Source organism: Psychrobacter immobilis (genome assembly GCF_904846285.1).
GTDB classification, from domain to species: Bacteria; Pseudomonadota; Gammaproteobacteria; order Pseudomonadales; family Moraxellaceae; genus Psychrobacter; species Psychrobacter immobilis_D.
In genome coordinates, this window is the sequence record NZ_CAJHAD010000002.1 from 90,731 (window position 1) to 110,372 (window position 19,642).

The 19,642-nt window shown below is 41.7% G+C and carries 21 protein-coding genes; 14 read left to right on the plus strand and 7 right to left on the minus strand.

The annotated features are described in order from the left end of the window. The first annotated feature begins 205 nt into the window (after positions 1–205). Genes JMX13_RS02395 through JMX13_RS02405 form a run of 3 tightly spaced genes read left to right on the plus strand, consistent with a single transcriptional unit; the run spans position 206 to position 1,976 of the window. Positions 206–598 carry a DoxX family protein gene (locus JMX13_RS02395; RefSeq protein ID WP_201544561.1) on the plus strand — a complete coding sequence of 131 codons (393 nt, stop codon included), beginning with the start codon at positions 206–208 and terminating at the stop codon, positions 596–598. A 51-nt stretch (positions 599–649) separates the two neighbouring features. Continuing rightward, positions 650–1,204, plus strand: a complete 555-nt coding sequence (locus tag JMX13_RS02400) for an NADPH-dependent FMN reductase (protein WP_201609366.1) — start codon at positions 650–652, stop codon at positions 1,202–1,204. A gap of 25 nt (positions 1,205–1,229) precedes the next feature. Further along, entirely contained in the window at positions 1,230–1,976 is a 747-nt protein-coding gene (locus tag JMX13_RS02405; protein ID WP_201609484.1) for a YoaK family protein, read from the plus strand. Between the two features lie 176 nt (positions 1,977–2,152). Here the strand turns inward: JMX13_RS02405 and JMX13_RS02410 are convergent, their stop codons facing one another. Beyond that, a complete protein-coding gene (locus JMX13_RS02410) occupies positions 2,153–2,503 on the minus strand; it encodes a GNAT family N-acetyltransferase (protein WP_201609367.1) in 351 nt (116 codons plus the stop codon). Between the two features lie 323 nt (positions 2,504–2,826). Here JMX13_RS02410 and JMX13_RS02415 point away from each other — a divergent pair, with 323 nt between their 5' ends. The 3 genes from JMX13_RS02415 to JMX13_RS02425 all read left to right on the plus strand — a co-directional run bounded on the left by JMX13_RS02415 (position 2,827) and on the right by JMX13_RS02425 (position 5,366). Next, positions 2,827–3,540 carry a pirin family protein gene (locus tag JMX13_RS02415; RefSeq protein ID WP_201609368.1) on the plus strand — a complete coding sequence of 238 codons (714 nt, stop codon included), beginning with the start codon at positions 2,827–2,829 and terminating at the stop codon, positions 3,538–3,540. Between the two features lie 65 nt (positions 3,541–3,605). Then, complete coding sequence (locus JMX13_RS02420) at positions 3,606–4,544, plus strand: pirin family protein (RefSeq protein ID WP_201609369.1); 939 nt, start codon at positions 3,606–3,608, stop codon at positions 4,542–4,544. A 210-nt stretch (positions 4,545–4,754) separates the two neighbouring features. Next, entirely contained in the window at positions 4,755–5,366 is a 612-nt protein-coding gene (locus JMX13_RS02425) for a nitroreductase family protein (protein WP_201609370.1), read from the plus strand. 194 nt (positions 5,367–5,560) lie between these two features. Here the strand turns inward: JMX13_RS02425 and JMX13_RS02430 are convergent, their stop codons facing one another. From JMX13_RS02430 to nadR, 3 genes are all read right to left on the minus strand, one after another. Further along, complete coding sequence (locus JMX13_RS02430) at positions 5,561–6,007, minus strand: DUF962 domain-containing protein (protein WP_201609371.1); 447 nt, start codon at positions 6,005–6,007, stop codon at positions 5,561–5,563. 221 nt (positions 6,008–6,228) lie between these two features. Continuing rightward, positions 6,229–6,987, minus strand: a complete 759-nt coding sequence (gene pnuC, locus JMX13_RS02435; RefSeq protein ID WP_201609373.1) for a nicotinamide riboside transporter PnuC — start codon at positions 6,985–6,987, stop codon at positions 6,229–6,231. A 140-nt stretch (positions 6,988–7,127) separates the two neighbouring features. After that, the gene (gene nadR, locus JMX13_RS02440; protein ID WP_201609375.1) at positions 7,128–8,168 is read right to left on the minus strand and encodes a multifunctional transcriptional regulator/nicotinamide-nucleotide adenylyltransferase/ribosylnicotinamide kinase NadR; all 1,041 of its coding nucleotides are present in this window, start codon (positions 8,166–8,168) and stop codon (positions 7,128–7,130) included. A 544-nt stretch (positions 8,169–8,712) separates the two neighbouring features. Between nadR and JMX13_RS02445 the strand changes: the two genes are divergently transcribed. The 4 genes from JMX13_RS02445 (at position 8,713) to JMX13_RS02460 (ending at position 12,966) form a co-directional block, all read left to right on the plus strand. Further along, positions 8,713–8,925 carry a PspC domain-containing protein gene (locus JMX13_RS02445; RefSeq protein WP_201544576.1) on the plus strand — a complete coding sequence of 71 codons (213 nt, stop codon included), beginning with the start codon at positions 8,713–8,715 and terminating at the stop codon, positions 8,923–8,925. Positions 8,926–9,403: 478 nt separating this feature from the next. After that, positions 9,404–10,378 carry a glycine--tRNA ligase subunit alpha gene (gene glyQ / locus JMX13_RS02450; RefSeq protein WP_201609485.1) on the plus strand — a complete coding sequence of 325 codons (975 nt, stop codon included), beginning with the start codon at positions 9,404–9,406 and terminating at the stop codon, positions 10,376–10,378. Positions 10,379–10,387: 9 nt separating this feature from the next. After that, complete coding sequence (gene glyS, locus JMX13_RS02455; protein WP_201609377.1) at positions 10,388–12,481, plus strand: glycine--tRNA ligase subunit beta; 2,094 nt, start codon at positions 10,388–10,390, stop codon at positions 12,479–12,481. Between the two features lie 167 nt (positions 12,482–12,648). Beyond that, positions 12,649–12,966 (plus strand): hypothetical protein, encoded by a 318-nt coding sequence (locus JMX13_RS02460; RefSeq protein ID WP_201544578.1) that lies wholly within the window; start codon positions 12,649–12,651, stop codon positions 12,964–12,966. A 127-nt stretch (positions 12,967–13,093) separates the two neighbouring features. Here JMX13_RS02460 and JMX13_RS02465 read toward each other — a convergent pair whose 3' ends face one another. Together JMX13_RS02465 and JMX13_RS02470 are read right to left on the minus strand one after the other, a co-directional pair. Continuing rightward, the gene (locus JMX13_RS02465; protein WP_201609379.1) at positions 13,094–13,597 is read right to left on the minus strand and encodes a cell division protein ZapA; all 504 of its coding nucleotides are present in this window, start codon (positions 13,595–13,597) and stop codon (positions 13,094–13,096) included. Between the two features lie 143 nt (positions 13,598–13,740). Next, positions 13,741–14,181 (minus strand): hypothetical protein, encoded by a 441-nt coding sequence (locus JMX13_RS02470; protein WP_201609382.1) that lies wholly within the window; start codon positions 14,179–14,181, stop codon positions 13,741–13,743. Positions 14,182–14,388: 207 nt separating this feature from the next. Here JMX13_RS02470 and JMX13_RS02475 point away from each other — a divergent pair, with 207 nt between their 5' ends. The 4 genes from JMX13_RS02475 to JMX13_RS02490 all read left to right on the plus strand — a co-directional run bounded on the left by JMX13_RS02475 (position 14,389) and on the right by JMX13_RS02490 (position 17,835). Continuing rightward, positions 14,389–15,042: a UPF0149 family protein gene (locus JMX13_RS02475; RefSeq protein ID WP_201609384.1), complete on the plus strand. Its 654-nt coding sequence runs from the start codon at positions 14,389–14,391 to the stop codon at positions 15,040–15,042. Positions 15,043–15,151: 109 nt separating this feature from the next. Then, positions 15,152–15,634, plus strand: a complete 483-nt coding sequence (locus JMX13_RS02480; protein ID WP_201609386.1) for a nucleoside deaminase — start codon at positions 15,152–15,154, stop codon at positions 15,632–15,634. Between the two features lie 74 nt (positions 15,635–15,708). Continuing rightward, a complete protein-coding gene (argE, locus tag JMX13_RS02485; RefSeq protein WP_201609388.1) occupies positions 15,709–16,959 on the plus strand; it encodes an acetylornithine deacetylase in 1,251 nt (416 codons plus the stop codon). A 147-nt stretch (positions 16,960–17,106) separates the two neighbouring features. Then, complete coding sequence (locus JMX13_RS02490; RefSeq protein ID WP_201609390.1) at positions 17,107–17,835, plus strand: LysE family translocator; 729 nt, start codon at positions 17,107–17,109, stop codon at positions 17,833–17,835. A gap of 130 nt (positions 17,836–17,965) precedes the next feature. On the opposite strand, the gene miaB is transcribed toward JMX13_RS02490, so the two are convergent. Beyond that, on the minus strand, positions 17,966–19,468 hold the full coding sequence (gene miaB / locus JMX13_RS02495; RefSeq protein WP_201609391.1) for a tRNA (N6-isopentenyl adenosine(37)-C2)-methylthiotransferase MiaB: 1,503 nt from the start codon (positions 19,466–19,468) through the stop codon (positions 17,966–17,968). Between the last annotated feature and the right edge of the window lie 174 nt (positions 19,469–19,642).

Sequence of the window (19,642 nt, forward strand, 5' to 3'; positions counted from 1 at the left end):
ATTAACGATTATAAGTATGGTCGTTTTTATTATTGTATCAATAGAATCCTTTCTTGACTGTTCTCTAAATAAGAACTTACATTTGTAATTATCATGGTTTATCTATTATTAGGCAACGGCTATAATAATGCCGTTGCCTAATCAAACAAAAGTCTTTTAAATAAAATCTTTATAATTATGACTTTTATCTTATCGGAGAATAATCATGGACAAATTACAAGAGTTGAGCGCCCCAATTGGTCGCCTATTGTTATCAATGATCTTTATTTTTTCAGGTTTTACCAAAATTACTGGCTACGCCGCTACCCAAGGCTATATGGAGGCAATGGGCGTACCAGGTATGCTATTGCCTTTGGTCATTGCTGTTGAGCTGCTTGGTGGTATCGCTATTTTATTAGGCTTTAAAGCGCGCTTGGTGGCGATTTTAATGGCTGGTTTTAGCATTGTGTCAGCGTTACTTTTCCATCAATTCTGGATTGATGAATCACAAATGAACCCATTTATGAAAAATATTGCTATGGCGGGTGGTTTCTTGATGATATTTGCTCATGGAGCAGGTGCTTATTCAATTGATAACAGTAATACGCGCAGAATCTAGTATAGTAAAATGCTCAATCTAGACGGTTTTTATCATTATCAGGGAGTTGTTATGAGCGCATCAATCAATATCGCACTAATTATCGGTAGTTTGCGAAAAGAATCTATTAATCGTAAATTTGCAGAATTTATTGCGGCGCAGATGCCTGACAACGTCACTATAAAGGAAGTGCATATTGCAGACTTGCCGCTTTATAATCAAGACTATGATGATACGACTATTGACAGCTATGAGCGCGTGCGTCAGCAGCTAAAAGACGCTGACGCAGTATTAATGGTGACGCCAGAGCACAACCGCACCATGCCTGCTGCTTTGAAAAACGTCGTAGATATCGGCTCGCGCCCTTATAAAAAAAGTGTTTGGACGCGTAAAAAAGTCGCTGTCGTCACGGCATCGCCGGGTAGCTTTGGCGGTATCAATAGTGGGCTTGATGTGCGTAAAAGCATGCAAATGCTGTCGGCACAAGTAATGATCGACCCTGAAATTCATTTAAGCCGTGCAACGGACAGCTTAAATGAAGATGGCAGCGTCAGCGAACGGACGCAGAAGTTCTTACAAAGCTTTGTGACTGAGTTTGTTAAATTTGCAGGACAGTCGCGTGACTAATTCAATCTCTACCGATACTGCTAATATTAATAATAAAGCTGCCAGTCAAAATGATAGCCATCAATCAGCTTCACCTGACTCAAAGCCGCCAAGTTTTTGGCAACGTCATCAAACGCCGGTACTATTAACGGTCGTTGGCGGCGCGATTGATACTATTGGTTTTATTACCTTGTTTGGTTTCTTTACTGCCCACGTCATGGGTAACTTGGTGATGGCCGGTAGTGGCTTGGTGAAAGGTGAAGCGGGTCTATGGATTAAGCTCGCCGCTTTGCCGTTGTTTATTTTGACGGTCATGGTCACCAAGATATTTATTGACCATAGTAAAAATAAACAGCTGACCTTAAGCCATTTATTTTTAGCAGAAGCGGCTTTTTTGACCGCATTTATGGTGGCTGGTCTTTATTATCAGCCGTTTGTCGATGCTGGCGATATAACCGTGGCGATAACGGGTGGATTAGGCTTAATTGCGCTAGCGATTCGTAATACTGCTAGCAAAACGGTGATTAAACACATGAGCCCTACCGTGCTGATGACCGGAAATACCACGCAATTGGGTATTAATTTGACTGATTATCTACTCAATCGAAACGCCGATAATGGAAAAAAACTGGCACACAGCTCTGTATTGGTGTTTAGCTTTTTAGTTGGCGCTTTAGTAGGTGCCTTGCTATATATACAGCTGAGTTTTTGGGCGGTGGGCTTGTTCGTATTGCCAGTGCTATATCTGTCAATAATGGCACGCGATAAAGAATTTTTAGAGCATATTGCGTAATAAGTTTTAGCTTAGTCATCCCACTACTTATATTATTGCTATTAGAAAGTATTGCTCATAAAAATCATTGCCCATAAAAAATCCTACCCACACAAAACATTGCCAATAAAAAACGCCATATCCGTAAAGATATGGCGTTTTTTTTGCTCTCTAGTTAAGCGCTTATGTTTAGCTATTTAAGGCTTAGCGTTATGAAATACTGAGTTGTCTTGGTACTCTGGATGCTTGTCGATATAAGATTTTACATAAGGACAAGTCGGTTTCACGCGCAAGTTTTTTGCAGCCGCATCATCTAAGATATATTTGACCAGATAACCTGCAATACCTCGACCACCTAACTCTTCTGGCACTTCGGTATGTTTGTATTCAATACCTTTTTCGCCTTCACTTGTCGTAAAGAATTCATAATCTTCCAAAGCAATTTTGCCATCGATATGAATCTCAAAACGCCTTTTATCAGTATTATCAATGACTTCGTAATCTAACGGTTCTCTATTTTTTTTATCTGACTTTGCATTCTCTGACATGGTTAAATTTCCTTATATCGTAAGTATGATTAACATCTTCTAGACTTAATTTACATTCACTATCATTACATGAGCGATAGTATCAGCTTATGCTACTAGTTCTGTTATGAATATAAATGGTTCTGTTATGAAAATACAGGGTTCTGTTATCCATATATTACCCTATCTTTATGACGTTATTGTTCTAAAAATAACAATAGTTAATTGCGATTATCGTTGTTTATCTATTAGTAGACAACAATTATAATAGATCCATTGTTTAAACGAGTTAATGAATCATAAATTTTAAAATCGTTTAACTTACTAATAACTAAGGATAAACTATGAAAACGATCTATCATGCAGCAGATTCTCGTGGCGATGCCAACCATGGCTGGTTAAAAAGCAAGCATACCTTTAGTTTTGCCAATTATCATAATCCAGAACGTATGGGCTTTGGTGCGCTACGTGTCATTAATGATGACTTTGTAATCGCTGGTCAAGGTTTTGGTAAGCACTCACACCGTGATATGGAAATTATCAGCATTCCTTTATCAGGTAAGCTCGGTCACGGCGATAATATTGGTAATAATGGCATCATCGAAACTGGTGAAATCCAAGTTATGTCGGCGGGTACTGGTATCACGCACAGTGAAATGAACGGTGACGACAACGAAGCGGTGAAGTTCCTACAGATTTGGGTTATCCCAAATAAAATGAACGTTGAGCCTCGTTATCAGCAAGTTCGTATGGATGACATCCTAAAACCAAATGAGTTCAATCAAGTATTATCGCCCAATGCGGACGATGCAGGGGTATGGATTCATCAGGACGCTTGGTTCAGTATGGGTAATTTTGATAAAGGCGTGACTCAGACTTATGAGCTCAAAAACCCTAATAATGGCGTTTATATCTTTGTCATTAGCGGTAAAGTCGTTGTAAACGGTAACACTTTGGATACCCGCGATGGTCTTGGTGTTTGGGATACTAAGAACTTTACGATGGACGTCATCGATGACGCTAAAGTATTACTAATGGAAGTACCTATGAGCTTTTAATGCTAAACAATGAGCTTTATCTATACGTCACATTATATCCAGTATCAAATAATAAGAGGTGAATCATGAGTATTGAAACCCTAGAACCGCGCTTAGCAGATGTGGGCGGCATTCCCATTGCCCGTCTGTTACCGAATAAAGGCAAGCAGCCAATCGGCGCTTGGTGCTTTTTAGACCATGCGGGCCCTGCTGAATTTGGCGAAGATGAAACCGGTATGCAAGTCGGTCGTCATCCGCATACCAATCTGCAAACTTTTAGCTGGATGTTAAATGGCGAAGTACTGCATAAAGACAGTTTGGGTAATAAGCAAGTTATCAGCAAAAATCAAGTCAACGTCATGACAGCGGGTACGGGTCTAACCCAAGGTATCAGCCATACCGAACAAAGCGTTTTTCCAGATACCGGCGGTTCAGCAGATGCCGCTCGTGGTCTAAGCATGGTGCAGCTATGGATTGCATTACCGACCGATCAGCAAATCGAACGTAACTTCCATCATTATCCAGAGCTGCCAACCTGGCGCGAAGATAGTGTCGAGATGATTCTAACGACGGGCAGCTATAACAGCGTAACAGGCAAGCGTTATGAAGCGCCAACCATTCAGTACTCAAAAATGGTCGGTATCGATGTCTATTTCTTAGAGGACGGCGAAGTTACCCTTAATTTAGAGCCCGGTTTTGAATACGGTATCTTGGTGACAGAAGGGCAGATCGAGTCTGAAGGCAAAATTTGTGAGCAAGATCAATTGTTCCGCTTCCATGATAGCGATGTTGCCAATAATGAAAGCATCAAGTTAGTCGCCAGAAAAGGTACCCGTGTGATGTTTATCGGTGGTGAGCCACTAAATAACCAAGTACTACTATGGTGGAACTTTGTTGCAGACAATAAAGAAGAGATTGAGCAATCTATTATTGACTGGAATAACGGTCATGAGCGTTTTGGGAATGTCGATTCAGATATGAAACGTTTGCCAGCTCCAGAGTTACCGCAAGGCTTTAAAGGTTAGTTTAATATTAAGCATCATTCATTAAACTGGCTTTTAAATAGAGATTTATCGTTAAGTTTATTTTACAAAAATAGCATACGGATTTGATTTTAATGTTCATATACTAATTTAGATTAAAAAGTAGCGGTTTTGCAGCAATTCATCATCTCTACTCTAATCTAAGGTTTATTTTCATTGGATTGAAATCATATTAATAATACGGAGAAACCTATGTCAGACCTAAAAACATTACAGCACTTGGCTGAAAAGCGTCGTTCTATCTATGCATTGAGCGATCAATTGCCAGTATCAAATGACGAAATCGTGAAGTTGGTTGAGCATGCGGTTTTGCATACGCCATCAGCTTTTAACTCACAATCGACGCGCATCGTCGTTTTATTTGGCGATGACCACAACAAGCTGTGGCAAATCACTGAAGATACTTTACGTGATATCGTTGATAATGAAGAGCAGTTCGCTGCGACCAAGCAAAAAATGGATGGCTTTAAAGCCGGCGCTGGTACCATTATGTTCTTTGAAGATCATAGCGTCGTAAGAGACATGCAAGCCGCTGCGCCTTTATATGCGGATAAATTCCCAATTTGGGCAGACCAAACCAATGCCATGCATCAGTACATTATCTGGACTGCCTTAGCCAGCATTGATGTCGGCGCTAACTTACAGCATTACAATCCAATTATCGATAAAAAAGTCGCTGAAGAGTGGAATATCGACGAACATTGGGAATTGAATGCGCAAATGGTATTTGGCGCGATTGAGCAGCTAGCAGGCGACAAAGCGTTCAAGCCTGTCGAAGACCGTATGCAAGTATTTGGTAAGTAAGCTATTTGTGTAAAAAGGTTAGTTAGCAAATAGAAGTAGCTAGCACATAAAAAAAGCGCCACTCAATTGATTATTGGGTGGCGTTTTTTTATCTGTATTAGATGCCATATTAAATAGTAGCGTTAAATGGTATCGTTAAACGATAATATTAGATGGTAAGGCTAAAAATAAGGGCAATACTAAATAGCTGTTATTTAGCTTTTTTTACGGCGCATCAAACTATTAGCTACCCATGCTGGACCAATTAATAAGAACTGTAAATCTTCAAAAAAAGAAGGCTTTTTGCCTTCAATTTTATGACCAACAAACTGTCCAATCCAAGCAACCACAAAGATAGCCGCCCAAACCTTAAAGCCCCACGGTAATAACGTCATCACTGATAAGCAAATGAGAATAAACATTCCCATTGCCAAAAACAGCGGCGTCGATAAACGCATATAGAATATCAAAACTAAAGCGCTTATCACCAAGGTGAACCACACTGATAGCGACATGCCCATGCCTAATATGCTGACAAAAATCGTCGGGACACATAACCAATGGATTTTTTTATTGACTAGGTTTTGATGGCTGACAGAATACTCACTGAGCCATTGCTCAAGTGTGCGTTTAGACATACGGCCTTGACGAGTACGAGACATACTAACCTCCCTGTTAGCAAATAAATGACCAATCGTAGATAAATGACCAATCGTAGATAAATGACATGCAATAAATGCATAAATCTACTTATTAATACCAGTTGTAGCACTAATTGGCACATTCTGCCATTTTATCTGGTAAACCGTAAAGTCAAATCATGCCATTTATTTAACTTAATTTGTTTGTTTTTCAAATTTTTATCGCTTACTAAAATTATCCATTAATGTACTGGTTTTGCCAGTTCTACAGAGTTTTGCTCGCTGCGGTACCATTCATACAGTCCGAGAAACGAGTTTACTTGGTAGACCATGGTTTGAATGGCAAAGATATAATTGCCCGACATCAGGTTAACAGTCAGCCAAACGAAGTTGGATAAAATCCATAACCACCAGTTAAATGAATAACGCAAAATCATCGCTGCTTGCGCGGTGATAGAGAGTACAAAAGCGATGACGTTAATCCAAAAGAAAGAGATAAAGCCCAAGAATTTACTACTATCATCTTCAACAACGGCATAGCCATAATTGGCAAGTAAATCATTGACAGTGGGAAATAGTGCCAAACCGATGATCATAAAAGCGATGGTTAATAGCCAAATCCAGCGACTGGCGGATTTGGGTACCATATCGCCATCGGCATCGGTATGCTTGGACCAATAAAAAATTCCATAAAGGTGACTGAAAAAGTTAAATAACGGCGCGAGCATCAAACCAACTGCACCCGAGGTTGCTTGGACGACAAATTCCCCTGCGGTCGCCGCCATACCAAAGCCATTACCCAGAATGTTTTTGCGAAACGATAATGACACCACGCAAATCAAACCAATAAATGACACGGCTAAGTAAAACCAATCAAGAGTAGTGTGCTCTGTAGTCAGCCAAAATCCTGCCGACAAGGCAATGACGCCGCAAATAAACCATAGGACAATCCATTGTATGGCCCATTTTCCGGTGATGTTATCTAACAGCTGAATACGCATAAAGCCTTTTTCCTCAAAGTATGAAAACGATAATCAATGTTTCTTATTTTTTAATGTGCTGCATTTTTTACATTATTTTTTTGGCACTGCTTTTATTTAGCATAACTATTATTTAATACAGCGCTTATTTAGCAAAGCACTTATTTACCGTAAATGTACTGGTCAATAAATAGCAAAGCTTGTTGATAGCGGGCATCATAGTCGGGCTTATCAATCATATGCGGTTTAATGTTATGACGGGCGAAAATATCTAGCAAGCGTTGCTCAAAGCGACCGCGCGCTTCAGGCGTACCCAATGAGCGCATGCCATCATCCACCCATAGGGTATTGTTATCGAGCATAATCGTATGGTCTAAGCGAAACTCATCGATACAAGCGGCCACAAAAGGATGGCTACGACCTTCATACTCTTCGCAAAAAGCCTGAGTGGTGACAAAGTCAGTATCAACAATAGTAACGGGTGCAGTGGCTCGAGCGGCTGCATCGCGGATAGCCTGCGCATGATTGAGCACAATAGGACCATAATCGCTGTACTGCAAACCAATCTCGCTACCGCCTAAATCTGTACCGACATATAGCCGTCCCATCTCAAGCGCAAAGCTGGACCCGTAATAGTTGGCAAGCTTATGTACCAATGTCGTCTTGCCCGAGCTTTCACCGCCAACGATAGCCACCGTTTTGGTATAGTCGACGCGCACCTGTGGGTGCAGCGCTGACCAATGCGCGACCGGATTGCGTGCAATCGCATAAGAGTCAAATTCAGGCTGTAGGGGTGTGGTCAGCACTTGCATGATTAGCTGCTCACAAACGCCCTTCCGCGCTAACGGATGGTTTTCTGCCACAAATAATACCGTCTCTGCTGGCAATTTTAATGCATCTATTAAGCATTGCAATCTGGCATTGCTAGCAGCCAAGTCTATTGTGACGTCAGCAAAGTTTTCATGTAGCGGCAGCTCAATCTCATCAGTGGTATGAATATGGATAAATGGCAAATCTACACACGCCATCTGTAGCCAACGCGCTTTATCTTGCAACGTAATATTAAAGTCTGGATGCGGTGCTGGATGCGCCATAATCACGATATTTAAGGTTTTTGCTTGTCCTGCTGCGTTCAATATACTGCGCATTTGTCCTAAATGTAGTGGTTCAAAATGTCCAATTATTAAGCCTGAATCGTACATAGTTTTCCTTATATTCTAAAAGTTACCAATCGACAGTCGTTGTTTTAATGGTTTATCAGCATGGTATAAAGGTTTAAACAGATTTACAGGTAGGTTATTGTAAAAATTGGCTTTAGCTGACGATATTTTTTATTGATAACAATAAAACCAAGTTATTCATTTACTTATCATTGTTTTAAATATTTCACTATTTTTAACGCTAAATCTATAAGATTTATTTATCTGTTATAAATAGCCGAAAAGTGGATTTGTAACAAGAAGTGTAAGATAAGCGCAACAAAGCTAATTATGAAACATTTTGAAATAATTATTTAAAATCAGGGGTTTACGATGGTTTATGAGAGATTAGGGCAAGCTTAAGTAGCATAAATTCACAAAGCACGTCTACATACTCAACAGATAAAATAGGATTAGTTGCTATACTTATTCCTAAGTTCAGAAGACTTATATAGTTTTAAAACAGATTATAAAAATAACGATAAATATTAGACGTAAAATAAGTATAAATAATAAGTAATTATAAATAATAAGAGAGGTATTTGATTTGGCTAAGTTAGCAAAATTACATAGATCACAAAATCATCGCATGATAGCGGGCGTGATGGGTGGCATCGCAGAATATGTCGGTTGGTCACCTACGTGGGTAAGATTGCTATTTGTTATTGTCTCAACGATGAGCGCAGCAGTACCTGGTATTTTAATTTATATCATCTTATGGATAATCATGCCCAAAGCCAGTAGCCAATCGTATCAATAATATTAAAGTTAATACCAATACTATTTAAATAAAGTTATATCTAGAGAAACAAAGAATAAGGCTAATATAAAAATAACAGCCCACGAAAAAACAAAAAGCCTGACTCATCAGGATATCAAAAGACATACTTTTCCTCCTGCCCAGATGCTCTGCATTTGGGTATTTTTTTATCTGGGTGTTTAATAAGTCATATCCGAAGACCTATGCGGACAGTTTAAGGATAAATAAGACTTATAACTGACTATTTAAGCTGATTAGACAAATTTAATTGCGCTAAATATAGATAAAATAGTCAATTTTTAGTAAGGTGAGCAGGCAAATAGAGTCGTTGCCAAATAGGCGATACGAGCGCTATCAATATTTTATTTCATAATACAAATTCCACCGTGGCTTTATGACGATGCCCCAAACTATGACAGTCCAAACTATGACATCACAAGTGACAAACCCGATGATACAAGAAAAAGACACTCAGCCGATGACGTTTCAAGATCTCATCCTAACACTACAAAATTATTGGGCTGACAAGGGCTGCGTTATTTTGCAGCCTTATGATATGGAAGTCGGCGCGGGTACTTTTCACACCGCGACATTTTTGCGCTCCTTAGGTCCTGAGCGCTGGAATGCGGCTTACGTGCAGCCATCACGTCGTCCGACCGATGGTCGCTACGGTGATAACCCAAACCGTTTGCAACATTATTATCAGTTCCAAGTGGTGCTAAAGCCTAATCCACCCAATATCCAAGAGTTGTATTTGGACTCATTAAGAGCCATTGGTATCGATCCACTGGTGCACGATGTGCGTTTTGTTGAGGATAACTGGGAGTCGCCAACGCTGGGTGCGTGGGGACTTGGTTGGGAGATTTGGCTTAATGGTATGGAAGTCACTCAGTTTACGTACTTCCAGCAAGTAGGCGGTATTGAGTGTTTCCCAGTGACAGGTGAGATTACTTACGGTCTTGAGCGCTTGGCGATGTATGTGCAAAGCGTCGATAGCGTTTATGATTTGGTCTGGGCAGATGGCGAATTTGGTCGCGTGACTTATGGCGATGTATTCCATCAAAATGAAGTTGAGCAATCGACCTATAACTTTGAGCACGCCGATGTACCAATGATGGGTCAGATGTTTGACTTTTATGAACAACAGGCGGATAAGCTAGTTGCTGAAGGTTTGCCGCTGCCAGCCTATGAGATGGTGCTAAAAGCTTCGCATGCCTTTAACTTACTCGATGCTCGTGGCGCGATTTCAGTGACCGAACGTCAGCGTTTCATTCTACGTGTACGTACACTGGCGCGTAAAGTCGCCATTGGTTATGTTGAAGCGCGCGCTAAGCTTGGTTTCCCATTAGCCGATGAAGCCCATCGTCAAGCGGCTTTAGATAAGTATTTGCCAAAAGAAAATGTGGTAATTGAAAATACAGATAACAATCAAACTACTAATAACAATAAATAGGAGCATCCCATGAGTACCATTTTATTTGAACTGGGGTGTGAAGAGCTACCTCCAAAAAGCTTAAAAACTTTACGTGACGCATTACAAGCAAGCGTCACTGCGCAGTTGAATGAAGCAGATATTAGCTTCGATAGCATCAAAGCCTTTGCGGCTCCGCGCCGTTTAGCATTACAGATTAAAGGTATTAGCGATAAGCAACCTGACCGTACTGAAGAAAAACGTGGCCCGGCAATTAAAGCGGCGTTTGATGCCGATGGTAATCCTACCCGTGCTGCGATGGGCTTTGCTAAAGGTCTAGGTATTGAAGCCAGTGAGCTGACCACTATTAACACCGATAAAGGTGATTATGTCGGTTATGTGCAAACGATTCAGGGTCAAGCGACCACTGAGCTACTGCCTACTATTTTTCAGACCGCACTTGATAACCTGCCAATTGCTAAACGCATGCGTTCAGGGGCGAGCCGCAATGAGTTTGTACGTCCCGTACAGTGGGCGGTATTGATGCAAGATGACGCTGTTATTGATGCGACCATCCAAGGTCATCAGACTGGTAATCAAACCCGTGGCCATCGCTTCCACAGCCCTGACTACCATACTATTGCGCACGCCAATGATTATGAGCAACTGCTCGATGGCTTAAAAGTCGTGGCTGATTTTGATAAGCGTCAAACGCTGATTGAAAACCAAGTTAAGGCGCTAGCTGATGAGGTTAATGCCGATCCTATCGTACCGCAAGATTTGTTAGATGAAGTAACGGCGTTGGTCGATTTCCCGATTGCGCTACGAGCAAACTTTGAGGCGCGCTTTTTACAAGTGCCGCAAGAAGCGCTTATCTCAACCATGCAGGCCGATCAAAAGTATTTTTGCTTGACCGATAAAGCAGGAAAACTGCAGCCATACTTTATTTTTATTACCAATATTGAGTCAAAAGATCCCAATCAGATTATTGAAGGTAATGAGAAAGTGGTGCGTCCGCGTTTGGCTGATGCAGAGTTTTTCTTCTTACAAGACCAAAAGCAGCCATTATTTGCCTTGACTGAAAGCCTAAAAACTCGTGTCTTCCAAGATAAGCTGGGTACGATTTGGGAGAAATCTGAGCGTATTGCGAAACTTGCTGCCTTTATCGCCGCCTTAATGCAACAGCAAGGTCGCGATATTAATATTGATGAAACGGTACGTGCCGCGATTTTGTCTAAAGCAGATTTGGCAAGCTCACTGGTTGGTGAATACCCTGAACTGCAAGGTATCGCCGGTACCTATTACGCGCGCTTGAATGATGAGCCAGAAGCAGTCGCAGCAAGTTTGGAAGAGCAATATCTGCCGAAATTTAGCGGTGATGTATTACCGCAGACGCCAATTGGTATTTGCTTAGCATTGGCGGACCGTTTAGATACGCTGGTTGGTATTTTTGCCATTGACCAAGCACCAACAGGTTCAAAAGACCCATTCAGCTTACGTCGTTCAGCGATTGGTATTTTACGTATTTTGATTGAAAAGCAATTACCAATTAATTTGGTAGCTCTCGTTGAGCAAGCAATTAAAGGCTATAGCACGAGCGATGGCAGCAAGATTGCTAAAATGGGCGATACCTTTACCCAAGTCATGGCATTTCTAAATTCACGTTATCGGGCGATGTACACCGAGCAAGGCGTTAGCGTTGATACCATTCAGGCAGTGCAAGCGATTAATCCGCATATGCCGCTCGATTTTGATCAGCGTATCCGCGCAGTACAAGCATTTAGTGAGTTACCACAAGCTGAAAAGTTGGCTGATTCGAACAAACGTGTTGCCAATATCTTAGCCAAGTCAGAAGTGAGCGTCGCTGACAAGGTCGACGAAACATTATTATCTGAACCTGCTGAGCAAACGTTGTATCAGGCGGTTCAGCAAGCACAAACGGCTGTAACGCCATTACTTGAAACGGCTGATTATACGCAAATATTGCAAACGCTGGTCAGTTTGGATGCGCCATTAACGCAATTCTTTGCCGATGTCATGGTCAACAGTGAAGATGAGGCGCTAAAGAACAATCGCTTAGCGCTACTTAAGCAAGTTCGCGCATTGTTCTTAACCGTTGCTGATATCAGTGAGCTGCAGCTATAGCTATAGCTCGTTAGTTATAGTTTGACAGCTATAGCCTAACGACACGCTGAGCATTTGTTACTGTATTGAAGACATAAAAAACTGGCTGCATGTGGCCAGTTTTTTATGCGCTTATTCTAAAGCGTTAAGTTTATAATGTCTTAGACCCTATTCGAAGGAGCACTGTCATGTTGGGCGTTATCATTGTAATTCTTATTATCTGGGCTGTGATGTGGGGCTTTTATAAATTTATGTACCCACGCGCACCCAAGAGTATGATGCCAAAAAAAGGTGATGTGACCACGCCGCGTCCTTGTAATTTTTGTGGTAACAGTTTGGCTGAATATCGCGGTGTGTTAGAGACCAAGCCAATTTCTGCGGCAGAAAATTCCACAGCAGCTGATGAAAGTAGTAACGACGTCACAGCCAACAAAGAATTGTTCTTTTGCAATTATGAGCATCAAGCGGATTTTCATGCCGGTAAGACTTATCAAGTAGATGCCTAAATTGTAAGTCATAAGTGGCAAGTCATAAGTCGATAAGCTGTTATTTACATTAAAAAAGCGCTTAGCTTCAGTGAGTTAAGCGCTTATATTTTTGATACATCTATAGCAATTTAATATCGGTAGCAGCTTATAAAATAGAATGGGCATCTTTCATAATTTTATTTATCAAGGCTTCAGACTGTTTGCTTTGCTGCAGACGATCTTCTTCATTTCTCTGATTGGTATGGATTTTCTCATACAAATTCAAGCAGCATAGTACAAGTAGACTTTCTTGACTCAGGCTTGGCGCATCGCGTTTTAGGTCGAGCGCATAGTTATTGATATAAGAAACAGCTGAGTGCAACTCTTCTTGCTCATGCACGGGACAATAAATCGGATAGGTCACGCCAGCAATCGCCACATCGACCTTTTTGATTTGTGGTTCAGGAGTGCTTATAGGTTTAGCAGCGCTACTATTTACCGTACTATTATTTGTCTTATTGCTATTTGAATTGCTATTTTGAGTGTTCGAATTATTTGGTATGGCTTTTTGTGCTTGCGTATTTTGTGCTTGATTGTTTATTGATTCAGTGACTGTTGATTGGGTATTTTTGTTCTGACTGTCTACAGGGTTTGCGCGGTCATCGGTCATGATAAATCCTACAATATATGTCATTAAAGTGAGTAATTAAATATCACGGCTATAAATGTGGTGCTGATAAACTTGGCGACTTAATAAATAACGTTTAATCAGCAAAAATAGGTGCGTTAAACGTGATCAATATTAATATCTGCTTAACCTTCTGCTTGATCAATACGCGTTAAACGCTGTAAGACCACTTGGGTACGCTCAGCTGCCAATTCGTTTTTCTTCTTCAAGTCACTATTTTGCTGTTTAATATCGCTATATTGCTGCTTTAATTCGTTATTTTGTTGCTGCAGCTCATTATTTTTTTGTTGTAATTGGCTAATCTGCTTTTGCAAGTTATCTTGCTCTTCGCCTATCATATGATGCGCTTCAGCAAGGTTTTGATAACGCTTATCTAAATCGCTCAATTGTTTTTTAGCACCGTCACGCTCTGTATAACTGCTATCGAGTTTGGTTTTTAACGTGGCGAGCTCTTTTGGGTCAGTCGCTGGTTGTTGTTTGAGGCTGCTAAGTTCAGCACTGACAAGCTGATACTGTTTTTTGATATCGAGTACCATTTTTTCTAATATTCTAAGTTGGTCATACATAGTCAGTTTTTATCCTTAACAAGTAAGCGTGAATGAATTTTGTTCTCTGCGTTTAATAATGCCATAGGTGACCGCATAATATCTATATCAACAAAGTAATTGTATGCCGCTTTGTTTCGTGACTGCTATCAATCGCCGCTTTATGAATAACATCCTGCGGCGTCTGTTTGTATTTAATACTATTAATCAATAACTAGGACCTCTATTATGAATGACAATATCTCTGGCTGGAATACCTGGCTGACCGCATTTGATGACTGGACTGACGTGTCTATCAGCGAGGTACATGGCTTGATGACAGGGCTGATGACCGCCTGTGATGCGCCTGATGAACCAGTATGGGCAAAGGTGTTTGAGGAGCTGAGTTTTGCGCCGCTGCCTGATGAAGCATTAACCTTGTTGACAGAAGAAGCAGAAGACATCGTTTTTCAGCTAAAAGATAAAGACGATGCTTATTCCTATACGCCGTTGGTGCCAGATGATGAACATGACCTATACGAGCGTGTGATGGCGCTGAAACAGTGGGCAAATGGCTTTATGACTGGTTTTGGTATTACAGATTGTGGTCTGAGCAGCGACGAAAACGAGATGCTGTCGGATTTGGCTAAAATCGGTGGCATTCGTTTAGAAGATGACGAAGATTTTGAAGGTGGCGAAGAGTCTTATCTGCATATTTACGAGTTTGCGCGCATGGTGCCAGTGAGCTTTGCTACCCGTAAGCGTAAAGCTGTTAAAGATATTGCTCTGATTGCTGGACTGGCTATCGATGCCAAAACCACCAAAGAGCTACAAGCAGAAGGTAAGTTGCCAAAACCGATGCCGCCAGTGCTTGATGTGATGAATCAAAACCGTCCATCATAAACAGCATAATATGATGAATAGATGTAAAAATAGCCAAGTTTGACGCCATGCAAATGGCACTTGGCTATTAGATAGATAGCTATGAAAAAATAATAGAAGGGAAGCTATGATGACTACTGATAATGAGATGATTCATTTACGCCGCTGCGTGGAACTCGCTGCTGAAGCATTAGAGGCGGGCGATGCGCCGTTTGGCAGCGTGTTGGTTGATGGCGATGGCAATGTATTACGAGAAGATCGTAATCGTGCCAATACGGTCGATGCGACTTACCATCCTGAAATTGCTGTGGCTAAATGGGCTGCTCAAAATATGACCCCTGCAGCGCGTGCAAAAGCGGTGGTTTATACCTCAGGTGAGCATTGTGCCATGTGCTCAGCTGCGCATGCATGGGCGGGGCTTGGTCGTATTGTTTATATCAGCTCATCAAAACAGCTAAGTACATGGATGGATGAAATGGGCGTGACATCAACATCGCCCATCAATTTATTAACTGTTCAAGAAGTTTCGCCGAATGTGGCAGTAGATGGTCCGATTGCTGGCTTAGATGAAGAAATCAAAGTACTGCAACAGCGCTCATTTCAAAAAGGCTAATTAAAAAATCTGCTTAAAGAGACTCATCAAAAAGTATAGAGTCTTTTTATCTTATAGTACGATAAGGATGTCTTATGACGGTAAGAAATCACAATAAAGTTGCAAAAAGAGCAACGCCTAATGCTCATTATTCTCCTGCTAATTATCCCACCGATAGTATTGATTGGCTGACAAGATTAATTGCGTTTGATACGGTCAGTCGGCATTCAAACTTAGCATTGATTGAAGAGGTGAAGGCTTACTGTGAGCAATTGGGCCTTACGGTAGATTTAACCTTTAATGACGCTAAAAATAAAGCCAATTTATTCGTTACGGTGCCAGCGGGAAAAAATGCCGATGAAGTGAATCATGGTCTGGTGTTATCAGGTCATACCGATGTCGTACCCGTCGACGGTCAAGACTGGACGTCTGAGCCGTTCATAGCGACGATACGCGGCGACAAGCTTTACGGACGCGGTGCTTGCGATATGAAAGGTTTTATTGCCTGTGCGTTGACACTGTTGCCGCAAGCGGTAAATCTATCTAATGCAGGCAAGCTGCGTCGCCCATTGCATTTGGCGTTGTCATTTGATGAAGAGGTTGGTTGCTTGGGCGCGCCATTGATATTAGCCGATTTAAAAGCGCGCGGTATCACCCCTGATTATTGTATCGTCGGCGAGCCGACCAATATGGCGATGGTCGTGGCGCATAAAGGTATCGCCGTCTACCGTTGCCGCGTGCATGGTAAGTCTGCGCATTCATCATTGACCGCAACAGGTGTCAACGCCATTAGCTATGCCAGTCGTTTGATTGGTTATGTCGATGAATTGGCGGAAGAGATTAGTCATCGCAGTGATAACGATGCGCTGTTTGATGTGCCTTATTCGACATTGTCTGTAGGTACGATAAAAGGTGGGACGGCGACCAATATTGTCCCCAATCTGTGTGAGTTTACCTTTGACTATCGTAATCTGCCACATATGACGCAAGATGATATTCTCACACCGATTCAAGCAAAAGTAGCAGAGCTAAACGGCCAAATGCAAGCACGCTCTGCCGATACTGGCATTGAGCTGCTGCAAGAAGAAAGTGTACCGGCAATGACCGATAGCGACAGCGCTGAGCTACAAGCGTTAATAGCGGCACTAACTGGCGACGATACACGTCATAAAGTTGCTTATGCCACTGAAGGCGGGCAATTTACCAATAGCGGCATTCCAACGATTATCTGTGGCCCCGGTAGTATTGAGCAGGCGCATAAAGCCGATGAGTATGTGGTGCTAAATGAGATGGCACGCTGTGATGAGTTTTTACAAAAGCTGCTAAACAGCTGTACCAGCAATTGATACAATAGGCAGTAAGTAGTTTCTTTCATCATATATGAGCATAAAATACACCGTCTTTATGGCGGTGTTTATTTTTTCAACATTCAGTATTAACCATTGAGCATTAAACATTTAAATTTTCTATTAATAAAAAGTAGGGGTTAGTTGATGTCTTGGCATCTGTTTGCGGTATTTTTTGCAAGTACGTTTTTTATTTCAGCGACCCCTGGGCCGAATATGCTGCTGGCATTTCAATATGGGCTTAATTATGGTGTCAAGCGCACATTATGGACCCTGGCAGGTTTAAGTCTTGGGTTGTTTATATTATTACTCTCAACGCTCCTTGGACTGGATGTTATCAGCCGTCAATCGCCGTGGTTATTGACAGTTATTAAAACCGTTGGTGCTATTTATCTCATTTATTTGGGTATCGCATCGTGGCGCGATAGTACCAGTAGCAGCTTGATGAGTGATGCAAATGCGCTGAGTACAGAAGTTAATAAAGAGTTGACTCTGACTACTGAGATGTCTGATAAACCTATGCCGCGCTCACTTTCTAGTGCCGCTGTCAAAACCCCGCCTAATGATTGGTTGTTGTTTCGAACTGGTATGTGGGTGTCACTGTCTAACCCAAAAGCGATCTTATTCTTCGCCGCCTTCTTTCCCAAATTTATCAATTTTAGTGCGCCGCTATGGCCGCAGTATATTATGCTTACCTTTGGGTTATTTTTGAGCGAGACGATTTGGCAGCTGATTTACACCCTTGGCGGTAAAAAGTTGGCAGGATGGTTGGACGTTGGCGAGCGTTTAGCATGGCTTAATCGCGGTTGCGGGGTGATATTTATGTTGATTGCAGCGGCTTTATTGGCTGAAGTGTTAAATGGTTTTTTGGCTTAACGAAGTTTGTAATTTAAAAAGTAACTATCACCTTACACATTTATAAGTAAAATTAATATTCATGAAAAAGCCGTTCACTATTTAATAGTGAACGGCCTTTTCTTATTGACTTGGAATTATGTTTTAACGGTTACGCCAATACTTCGATTAACTCACCCTTAACCATGTGCGGGCTAACAAAATCGGTAATACGCACGCTGACGATTTTACCCAGTAGTTCATCCATTTTCTCAACATCATAAGGGAACATAACGGTACGCGTATTATCTGCTGTACCGATTAAGCAATCAGGATGACGATTGGCAATTTGCTCGACCAAGACGCGAGTGGTGGTACCCACCATCTCATGGGTTTTTGCAAGGGTTGAATCGATAATCACTTGTTGGAATTCCGCCAGACGCGCTTTCTTAGTTTTAAAGCTCACATCGTCAGGCAATTCTGCTGCTGGCGTGCCCGGACGCTTAGAGTAGATAAAGCTATAAGAGTGATCGAAATTCAATTCTTTTGCCAAGTTCAACGTATCTTGAAAATCTTGCTCGGTCTCACCAGGGAAGCCAATGATAAAGTCACTCGATAAGTGAATATCAGGACGTATGACTTTGAGTTTATTAATCTGATTGATATAAACGTCGATGGTATGGTTGCGTTTCATTGCCGCCAAGATAGCATTTGAACCACTTTGTACTGGCAAATGCAAATGTGATACCAGCTCTGGTAATTGCGCATAAGCGTCGATGATATCATCGGTGAACTCGAGCGGGTGACTGGTGGTATAGCGAATACGCTCAATACCATCGACGTGCGACACATAATGCAGCAGTTCTGCGAAACGGCAAATACTGCCATCGTCTTTTTCGCCGCGATAGCCATTGACGTTTTGACCAAGTAAATTAATTTCGCGCACACCTTGCTCAGCTAGGCTGTCAATCTCTGCTAATACATCATCAAGTGGACGCGATAATTCTTCACCGCGGGTATAAGGTACGACGCAAAACGAGCAATACTTCGAGCAACCTTCCATAATGGATACAAAGGCTTTATACCCTTCTACGCGCGGCTCTGGCAGAAAATCAAACTTTTCGATACTTGGGAAGGATACATCTACTGTACCGATGCGATTCTTAGGCGCGATTTCACGCTGCTCATGAGATTGGTCATAGAGCTCCGGTAAACGGTGTAAGGTTTGTGGCCCAAAGACCATATCGACATAAGGTGCGCGTTTTTGGATATTGTCGCCTTCTTGTGAAGCGACGCAACCACCAACACCGATAACCAAGTCTGGACGTTTTTCTTTGAGTTTGCGCCAGCGACCTAATTCTGAGAAGACTTTTTCTTGCGCTTTTTCGCGAATAGAGCAGGTATTCATTAACAGTACATCGGCTTCATCGATATTGTGAGTGACTTCCATACCGTGCGAATCACCAAGCACATCAAGCATTTTGCCAGAGTCATAAACGTTCATCTGACAGCCTTGGGTGGTAACAAAGACTTTTTTTGGCGCGCCATTGACTGCTGCTTTGGCTATTGATGTTTGGACGGAACTTGGCGAGTTGAGTGCCGTAACGGTAGGCGCAGTAACCCTTGTGTCAACAGCAGCGTCATCGATGCGGGGATTAAATACAGTAACACTCATAAGCGAAGTCCATGATTGACTAAAAATATAGCGGGGTAGGTGATTAACCGGTGGCGTATTTTATCACAACCCTGCAGCAATGTGAAAAGTTAGCGTACGCTTATAGGGATAATTATGCTAAATTATTTATAATACTATCAAATGCTTACCTCGTATTGTGGAACAATTATGAGT

Excerpts from the sequence above, each read along its gene's own strand:
- JMX13_RS02395 (WP_201544561.1), top strand. The coding sequence starts at position 206 with ATGGACAAATTACAAGAGTTGAGCGCCCCAATTGGTCGCCTATTGTTA.
- JMX13_RS02400 (WP_201609366.1), top strand. The coding sequence starts at position 650 with ATGAGCGCATCAATCAATATCGCACTAATTATCGGTAGTTTGCGAAAA.
- JMX13_RS02410 (WP_201609367.1), bottom strand. The coding sequence starts at position 2,503 with ATGTCAGAGAATGCAAAGTCAGATAAAAAAAATAGAGAACCGTTAGAT.
- JMX13_RS02415 (WP_201609368.1), top strand. The coding sequence starts at position 2,827 with ATGAAAACGATCTATCATGCAGCAGATTCTCGTGGCGATGCCAACCAT.
- JMX13_RS02420 (WP_201609369.1), top strand. The coding sequence starts at position 3,606 with ATGAGTATTGAAACCCTAGAACCGCGCTTAGCAGATGTGGGCGGCATT.
- JMX13_RS02425 (WP_201609370.1), top strand. The coding sequence starts at position 4,755 with ATGTCAGACCTAAAAACATTACAGCACTTGGCTGAAAAGCGTCGTTCT.
- JMX13_RS02430 (WP_201609371.1), bottom strand. The coding sequence starts at position 6,007 with ATGTCTCGTACTCGTCAAGGCCGTATGTCTAAACGCACACTTGAGCAA.
- pnuC (WP_201609373.1), bottom strand. The coding sequence starts at position 6,987 with ATGCGTATTCAGCTGTTAGATAACATCACCGGAAAATGGGCCATACAA.
- nadR (WP_201609375.1), bottom strand. The coding sequence starts at position 8,168 with ATGTACGATTCAGGCTTAATAATTGGACATTTTGAACCACTACATTTA.
- glyQ (WP_201609485.1), top strand. The coding sequence starts at position 9,404 with ATGACGTTTCAAGATCTCATCCTAACACTACAAAATTATTGGGCTGAC.
- glyS (WP_201609377.1), top strand. The coding sequence starts at position 10,388 with ATGAGTACCATTTTATTTGAACTGGGGTGTGAAGAGCTACCTCCAAAA.
- JMX13_RS02460 (WP_201544578.1), top strand. The coding sequence starts at position 12,649 with ATGTTGGGCGTTATCATTGTAATTCTTATTATCTGGGCTGTGATGTGG.
- JMX13_RS02465 (WP_201609379.1), bottom strand. The coding sequence starts at position 13,597 with ATGACCGATGACCGCGCAAACCCTGTAGACAGTCAGAACAAAAATACC.
- JMX13_RS02470 (WP_201609382.1), bottom strand. The coding sequence starts at position 14,181 with ATGTATGACCAACTTAGAATATTAGAAAAAATGGTACTCGATATCAAA.
- JMX13_RS02475 (WP_201609384.1), top strand. The coding sequence starts at position 14,389 with ATGAATGACAATATCTCTGGCTGGAATACCTGGCTGACCGCATTTGAT.
- JMX13_RS02480 (WP_201609386.1), top strand. The coding sequence starts at position 15,152 with ATGACTACTGATAATGAGATGATTCATTTACGCCGCTGCGTGGAACTC.
- argE (WP_201609388.1), top strand. The coding sequence starts at position 15,709 with ATGACGGTAAGAAATCACAATAAAGTTGCAAAAAGAGCAACGCCTAAT.
- JMX13_RS02490 (WP_201609390.1), top strand. The coding sequence starts at position 17,107 with ATGTCTTGGCATCTGTTTGCGGTATTTTTTGCAAGTACGTTTTTTATT.
- miaB (WP_201609391.1), bottom strand. The coding sequence starts at position 19,468 with ATGAGTGTTACTGTATTTAATCCCCGCATCGATGACGCTGCTGTTGAC.